This window comes from Bacillus sp. 05T22 (assembly GCF_056396765.1).
The window spans coordinates 25,281-32,180 of record NZ_JBFTMC010000040.1 but is presented as its reverse complement, the minus strand read 5'-3'; the positions used below and the strand labels follow the sequence as shown (position 1 = coordinate 32,180).

9 protein-coding genes are annotated in these 6,900 nt (G+C 37.0%); all 9 read right to left on the bottom strand.

Annotated features, from left to right (window positions below; translation table 11 throughout):
• Positions 1–90: 90 nt before the first annotated feature.
• The gene (gene greA / locus AC1DIT_RS13885; RefSeq protein WP_016116423.1) at positions 91–567 is read right to left on the bottom strand and encodes a transcription elongation factor GreA; all 477 of its coding nucleotides are present in this window, start codon (positions 565–567) and stop codon (positions 91–93) included.
• 280 nt (positions 568–847) lie between these two features.
• A complete protein-coding gene (gene udk / locus AC1DIT_RS13880; protein WP_003200515.1) occupies positions 848–1,486 on the bottom strand; it encodes a uridine kinase in 639 nt (212 codons plus the stop codon).
• Between the two features lie 17 nt (positions 1,487–1,503).
• Positions 1,504–2,784 carry a peptidase U32 family protein gene (locus AC1DIT_RS13875; protein ID WP_476998238.1) on the bottom strand — a complete coding sequence of 427 codons (1,281 nt, stop codon included), beginning with the start codon at positions 2,782–2,784 and terminating at the stop codon, positions 1,504–1,506.
• Positions 2,785–2,802: 18 nt separating this feature from the next.
• Positions 2,803–3,732, bottom strand: coding sequence for a peptidase U32 family protein (locus AC1DIT_RS13870; protein ID WP_016116426.1), 930 nt, complete (start codon positions 3,730–3,732; stop codon positions 2,803–2,805).
• Positions 3,733–3,739: 7 nt separating this feature from the next.
• Positions 3,740–4,381, bottom strand: a complete 642-nt coding sequence (locus AC1DIT_RS13865; RefSeq protein WP_016116427.1) for an O-methyltransferase — start codon at positions 4,379–4,381, stop codon at positions 3,740–3,742.
• A gap of 215 nt (positions 4,382–4,596) precedes the next feature.
• Positions 4,597–5,667 carry an endolytic transglycosylase MltG gene (mltG, locus tag AC1DIT_RS13860; RefSeq protein ID WP_016116428.1) on the bottom strand — a complete coding sequence of 357 codons (1,071 nt, stop codon included), beginning with the start codon at positions 5,665–5,667 and terminating at the stop codon, positions 4,597–4,599.
• A gap of 222 nt (positions 5,668–5,889) precedes the next feature.
• On the bottom strand, positions 5,890–6,171 hold the full coding sequence (locus AC1DIT_RS13855) for a DUF1292 domain-containing protein (RefSeq protein WP_016116429.1): 282 nt from the start codon (positions 6,169–6,171) through the stop codon (positions 5,890–5,892).
• A 12-nt stretch (positions 6,172–6,183) separates the two neighbouring features.
• A complete protein-coding gene (ruvX, locus tag AC1DIT_RS13850) occupies positions 6,184–6,597 on the bottom strand; it encodes a Holliday junction resolvase RuvX (protein ID WP_016116430.1) in 414 nt (137 codons plus the stop codon).
• 3 nt (positions 6,598–6,600) lie between these two features.
• Positions 6,601–6,867: an IreB family regulatory phosphoprotein gene (locus AC1DIT_RS13845; RefSeq protein WP_000348590.1), complete on the bottom strand. Its 267-nt coding sequence runs from the start codon at positions 6,865–6,867 to the stop codon at positions 6,601–6,603.
• Positions 6,868–6,900 lie beyond the last annotated feature (33 nt).

Here is a 6,900-nt window from a genome sequence, read left to right as displayed (position 1 = left end):
ATACAGAAATCATCTTCTTGATGTTGCATAACTTTTTTTAAAAATGTCCTTTACAAAGGGTACAGATTAGCATGAGTGAACCTTTTTTTATTATTTTACAGAGATGATCTCAACTTGCATTTCTCCACCTGGCGTTTGAATTGCTACTTTTTCACCAATTTGCTTACCTAGTAAGCTTTTTGCGATTGGAGAATCGTTAGAAATTCTTCCTTCAAATGGATCTGCTTCTGCACTACCAACGATTGTGTAAGCTTCTTCATCTCCATCTGGTAATTCTTTGAATGTTACAGTTTTACCTAATGTTACAACTGTAGACTCTTCGCCATTATCTTCAATGATAACYGCGTTACGAATCATATTTTCTAGTTGTGTAATACGTCCTTCTACGAATGCTTGCTCATCTTTCGCTGCATCGTACTCCGAGTTCTCAGAAAGATCACCGAAACTACGTGCGATTTTAATACGCTCTACAACTTCTTTACGTCTTACTGTTTTTAATTGCTCAAGCTCGTTTTCTAATTTTTGTTTACCCTCTTGCGTCATAGGGTATGTTTTTTCTATTGCCATGTTTTCCACTCCTTTTATATATCAATCCCCCGAAAAAAAGAGGAGTTCAATATGAAAACTCCTCCGCTTTATCCTATAGCGGAGGTTTCTAGTACACATGCACTAGCGGAGTTGTCACATACAACCCCGTATTTTCCAATTCTTCCTCATATAAAGAAGATATGTATGGAAAGTTCATATAAATATGCCCTCACCTATAGATAGATGAGGTTGGCATGTTTCATTGTATTCGATAAGAAGGGAAAAAATCCCTTCCTATCGTATATCTTTTACTATGCTATTACAAATTCACTTTTTGTTCAAGAATTGTTGCAATTTTTGTGACCATAATATCAATTGCAACATGATTTTGTCCGCCTTCTGGAATAATTATATCCGCAAATTTCTTAGAAGGCTCAATAAATTGGTTGTGCATTGGACGTACAACATTTACATACTGCTCAACAACAGAGTCCATTGTACGACCGCGCTCTTTAATATCGCGCTGCATACGACGTAAAATACGAAGGTCAGCATCCGTATCAACAAACACCTTAATATCCATTAAATCACAAAGACGCGGGTCTTCTAAGATGAGAATCCCTTCTAAAATAATTACATCTTTCGGTTCTACTGGAATAATTTCTTCTGAGCGTGTATGCAATGTATAATCATATACGGGTTTCTCAACCGGCTTATATGCAAGCAACTGATGTAAGTGCTCAATTAATAAGTCATTATCAAACGCTAATGGATGATCGTAATTTGTTTTTAAACGCTCTTCCATTGGCAGATGACTTTGGTCTTTGTAATAATAATCTTGCTCCAAAATTAAAATGGAATGACCTTGAAATTGATCAAAAATTGCTTTTGTTACACTTGTTTTACCTGATCCTGAACCACCAGCAATTCCAATTACAACCGGCTTATTCGTCCCCATTCAACTACCACTCTTTCTTATTGATGTATGCTTTTTCGCATCATATTATTCACATACACTGGTTGATCCACTTTGAATTTCACGATTTGCAACGGATGTCTCGCTGCATCTAATTCGTTTCCATCCTCATCCCAAATTTTCTCCACCGTTTGTGTAAAGTTTTCTATTTCTGGCCCAAAGAACTCAACCTCATACCCTGGTTTGAAGTAGTTACGTTGTTCGATTGTGACAATGCCTGTTTCTTCATTATAATCTAACACTAAACCAGCAAAATCATACGTTGTTTTCTTACTATGATTTCCATACATTTGTTCTTGGTATCCTGGAACTCCTTCAAAGAATGCAGGCGCTGTATCACGATTTGCACATTTATCGAGCTCATCTAACCATTCTTGTTTAAACTCAAAGTTATCAGGATCCGCGCAATATGCATCAATTACTTTGCGGTACACAGTTGCTACTGTTGCTACGTAGTGAATAGATTTCATGCGTCCTTCAATCTTCAAGCTGTCAATTCCAATTTCAATCATTTTCGGAATTGAAAGGATCAAGTTTAAGTCTTTTGGACTCATTGCAAAGTGTGCATCGCCTTCTTGGAATAAAGGAAGTTCTTCTGCTTCTTTATGTTGTGATACTGCTTGAACTAGGTCATAATCCCAACGACATGACTGACAACAACCGCCACGGTTCGAGTCACGTGCTGTCATATGGTTACTTAATGTACATCTTCCAGAGTAYGCAATRCACATTGCMCCATGGACGAAYGCTTCAATTTCAAYATCAACKTTTTCTTTAATTTCCTTCATTTCTTCATAGCCGACTTCACGAGCTAATACAAGACGATGCAAGCCTTCTTCTTTCCAATACTGCGCTGCTTTCCAGTTGGATAGAGACTGTTGTGTACTTAAATGCACTTCAACAGAAGGAGCTACACGTTTACACGTCTCAATAATAAGCGGATCTGCAACAATAATTCCTGTTACACCAGCTTTTTCAATCCCTCTTAAATAATCTTCCAATCCATCCATATTTTCATTATGTGCAAAGATATTTGTTGTTACATATATTTTTGCGCCATATTTCTTTGCAAACTCTACGCCTTCTGCCATTTCTTCTAGCGTAAAGTTCCCTGCATTTGAACGAAGACCAAATTCTTGTCCACCTAAATATACAGCATCTGCACCGTAATGAATAGCTACTTTTAATTTCTCTAAATTACCTGCAGGGATTAACAATTCAGGTTTTTTCACAATAACGCGTTTTCCATCGACTACTCGTGAAATTTCTTGTACAGTCATTTCCTACACCCTCCTCGTTTAGTAAACCGTTTCTTTAAAGAAGAATCCTGTATCTAACGGACGATTTACTGGTTGAATTTCTTCTATCTCTTTATATAAATCGTCTTTCATGTCATAATACGCATCGCGATCTTCTACACATAAATCAATAGCTTTACGATATTTCTTTGTCACTTCGATAATGTATTCAGAGCTTTTTAACACCCCATCAATTTTCAAGCTATCGATTTCAGCATCGATGAGTTCATCTAACTCATCAATGAAACAAATATCATTCGGACTCATAATATGAGTACCATTTTCGTCCTCATAAATCGGATACTTGTTATTACGCTCTGGATCATGTAAAAACATATTCTCTTCATACTTTTTCTTTTCAATCTCTAGATTACGATCTTGATATTCAAAATAGTTTCCAACTAATGAACGCTTTGATTGGAACATGCATGTCATACCGTGAATTTGCACTTCTACTTCAACTTCAGCGTTTTCTTTTAATTCAACAATTTCATCTAAGCTCAATTCACGTGCAAGCACAGCACGTTTTGCACCTTTACGGCCCCAATAGTTACATGTGAACCAGTTCGTTGCTGTCGTTTCTGTATTCCAGTGCATTTGCATGTTTGGTGCTACTTCACGCACAGTCATTAATACTGCAGGATCTCCAAAGACGATTGCATCTACCTGTACTTCTTGCAGGAGTGCAACGTAGTCTTTTAATTCTTCTACTTTGTCATTATGGAACATAGCGTTCATCGCTACGTATACTTTCATACCATTTTCATGTGCAATGCTTACAGCTTGTTTCACATCATCACGCGTGAACTCCCCTGCTAAACGTAAGCCAAACTTTTGCTCACCGATCATTACTGCACTTGCCCCTGCTTTTGCAAGAGGTTCAATGTCCGCCACCGCTCTTGGCGTTACTAACAATTCAGGTTTTTTCATACTGTTGTCACCCTCTCTTTTTACTCACGGCTACTCCATCACCAATCGGAAAAATAGTTGTATCATATCCTTCATGGTTCATTAGCCATTCATTGTACGTCTTAATACGACGAATCAAACCACGCGTACGTCTATTTTCAATTTTTTCTTTTGTCGTTACAAGTCCATGGTACATAACATTATCTGAAATAATGACACCCCCCGGATTTAATAACGGTTCATATAAGTCAAAAAAGCGACGATATTGTCCTTTTGCGGCATCAATAAAAATAACATCAAATGTTCCATGTTCTTTCACTTGTTCACCTGTTTCTAATGCATCACCATAAATAACGGAAATACGCTCTTTTACAGAAGAACACTCTATATATTCAAGTGCTTTTTCATATCGATCGCTATTTCGTTCTACTGTCACAATGCGAGAATTGGGGATAGCTTGCATCATACGAATACTGGAGTAACCAATTGCTGTTCCGAGCTCTAATATGCTTGTCGGTCCAATTAAACGTAAAAATTGCAACATAAACTCCATTCCAAGACGATCCATAATTGGCACATGATGTTCACTTGCGTACTGTTCCATTTCAAGAATAAGCTTATCTTTTGGATCAATAAATGATAATAGGTACTCGTTAACTGCATCCTCCATAAATAGTCCTCCTTATTTACATGGAGAAGTGCCTCTATGACGTGTCAGTTTCTATCTTTTCACACATAGAATGCAATAAAAATACAAGCCAGCTTCACCCTTAGCTTGTACGTCCCGTTTTGATATTAAAAACGATTCTTCTGCCAGTTTTTAACCCGATATATTTTACCACAAAAAAGAGGGATATGCGACCCTTTTCGCTCTCCCTCCTATTTTCATTTCTTTTGTGTAATATATTTTTGTTTTAATGCATTATGTTCTTCTAACGTTTTTGCATAATACACTTCACCACTTGGTGCTGCTAAGAAGTAATAATAATCTGTTTGCGCAGGTTCTAACGCTGCTTGTACTGAATGCTTGCCAGAATTCGCAATTGGTCCAACAGGTAATCCTTTTACAACATACGTATTATACGGTGAATTTACTTTTAAATCCTCATATAATACACGTTCTTTATGCTTTCCAAGCGCATATAATACTGTCGGATCTGTTTGTAACGGCATCCCTTTTGCTAAACGATTATAAAAGACGCTAGAGATCTTTTGACGATCTGTAACCCCTGTCGCCTCTTCCTCAATTAAAGAAGATAATGTTAAAAGCTGGTGAACGTCCAGCTGCTTTTCTTTCATTTTCGCCTCATTTTGAACAATTAATGCATTCGTTTTTTCAAGCATCGACGTCACAATTTCTTCCAATGTTGTATCTTTTTTATAGAAAGAATATGTCGCTGGGTATAAGTAGCCTTCTAACGGATATTTAATATTGGCATCAAAAATTTTATTTGTTAATAATATCGGATATTTTTGCTGCATTTTTTGGATAAAAGCCTTATCGTTTAATTGGCGCACAACATCATCTTTATTCCATTTCAGTTCCTTCGCAATTATATCTGCAATTTCAACAACTTGTGCACCTTCTTTAATCGTCAATTTATAAGCAACTGGACGATGGACATTACCCGATGACATTTGTTCCATTACATCATCTACATTCATTGATGAATTTAACAAATATGTACCTGCCTGCAAATTTTTAGATTTAGCTTTTGCATAGAAGCTAAATACTGTACCGTTTTTAATAGCGCCTTTTTCTTCTAAAATCTCTCCGATTTTACTTGTAGATGAACCTTTTGGAATCTCTACTTCAATTTCTTTTTTATTCCCGCTATCAACTGGTTTTAACGCAGATGAAATATACGCATAGACTGACACGCAGACCACAAGTAGTGTAATAACCACTATTAAAAGTGTGCGCCTATGCTTCTTCTTCACTTGATTCTCTATCAAAATTCTTCCTCCTTATTCCATTGTAGACCATATGTACATCCTCTATACAATGCCCTACAAGCCCAAAGCAAAACTCATTCATTTGCAGATAGTTTTTTTATTTTATACAATCCGTCTCATTATACTATAAACAATTATGTAGTTTCGACAAAAAATCTGTCATTTTGCACGAGAATACAAAAAAAGATGGACTGCATGTACAGCCCATCTTCTTCACCTGAATTACGCTTCGCCCTCTTCTTCTTCAGCAAGAGTGTTAAACATTTCTTGTACCATTTCCCACTCTTCTTCAGATTCGATTGAAAGTAATGTTCCACCCTCTTCTTCATTTTGCTCGTATGCCATTGCATCGAAGATTTGGTCTCCATCTTCGTCTACTTCACCGATCGGAGAGAAGACTACGTATGATTTTTTACCGAATTTTTCAGCATCAAAAGTGAAAATAATTTCACATAAATGTTCGTTTCCTTTTTCGTCTACAATTGTAATTTGATTTTCTTCCATTTTGGTCACCTCTTATTTACTATCTAAAAATCCTTGTAAGATCACGACTGCAGCCATCTTATCGATTACCTGTTTTCGCTTCTTACGGCTCACATCAGCTGAAATGAGCAGACGTTCCGCTGCCATCGTCGACAAACGCTCGTCCCACATTACAACTTCTAATTGTAACAGATTCCGTAGGTTTTCTGCAAATTGCTGGCAAGCTTCACCACGTGGGCCAATTGTACCATTCATATTCTTTGGTAAACCTACTACTATCTTGTCCACATTGTACTGTTTTACTAACTCAGAAATACGATCAAAACCAAATTGGCCTCGTTCTTCGTTAATCCTGATTGTTTCCAGTCCTTGTGCTGTCCAGCCCATTTCATCGCTCATTGCAACACCGACTGTTTTGGTACCAACATCTAAACCTAATATCCGCATAAACTACTCCTCACGATGATGTTTCAAGTAAGACTTCACAAGCTCTTCAATTAATTCATCACGTTCAAGCTTGCGAATGATGCTTCGTGCATCTTTATGGCGAGGTATGTATGCTGGGTCTCCACTTAATAAATAACCGACGATTTGGTTAATCGGATTATAACCTTTTTCTTGAAGTGCATCATACACAGTTAAAAGTACATCATTTACATGGACACTCTGTTTTTCATCTTGAATGCTAAACTTCATTGTTTTATCAAAACCGTCCATTTCAAGCACCTCACTTGTAAGTAGTAAGTATAG

What these genes read in the sequence shown, in the direction of transcription:
- udk (WP_003200515.1), bottom strand. Translation starts at nt 1,486, where the DNA reads ATGGGGACGAATAAGCCGGTTGTAATTGGAATTGCTGGTGGTTCAGGA.
- AC1DIT_RS13870 (WP_016116426.1), bottom strand. Translation starts at nt 3,732, where the DNA reads ATGAAAAAACCTGAATTGTTAGTAACGCCAAGAGCGGTGGCGGACATT.
- AC1DIT_RS13865 (WP_016116427.1), bottom strand. Translation starts at nt 4,381, where the DNA reads ATGGAGGATGCAGTTAACGAGTACCTATTATCATTTATTGATCCAAAA.
- AC1DIT_RS13855 (WP_016116429.1), bottom strand. Translation starts at nt 6,171, where the DNA reads ATGGAAGAAAATCAAATTACAATTGTAGACGAAAAAGGAAACGAACAT.
- ruvX (WP_016116430.1), bottom strand. Translation starts at nt 6,597, where the DNA reads ATGCGGATATTAGGTTTAGATGTTGGTACCAAAACAGTCGGTGTTGCA.
- AC1DIT_RS13845 (WP_000348590.1), bottom strand. Translation starts at nt 6,867, where the DNA reads ATGGACGGTTTTGATAAAACAATGAAGTTTAGCATTCAAGATGAAAAA.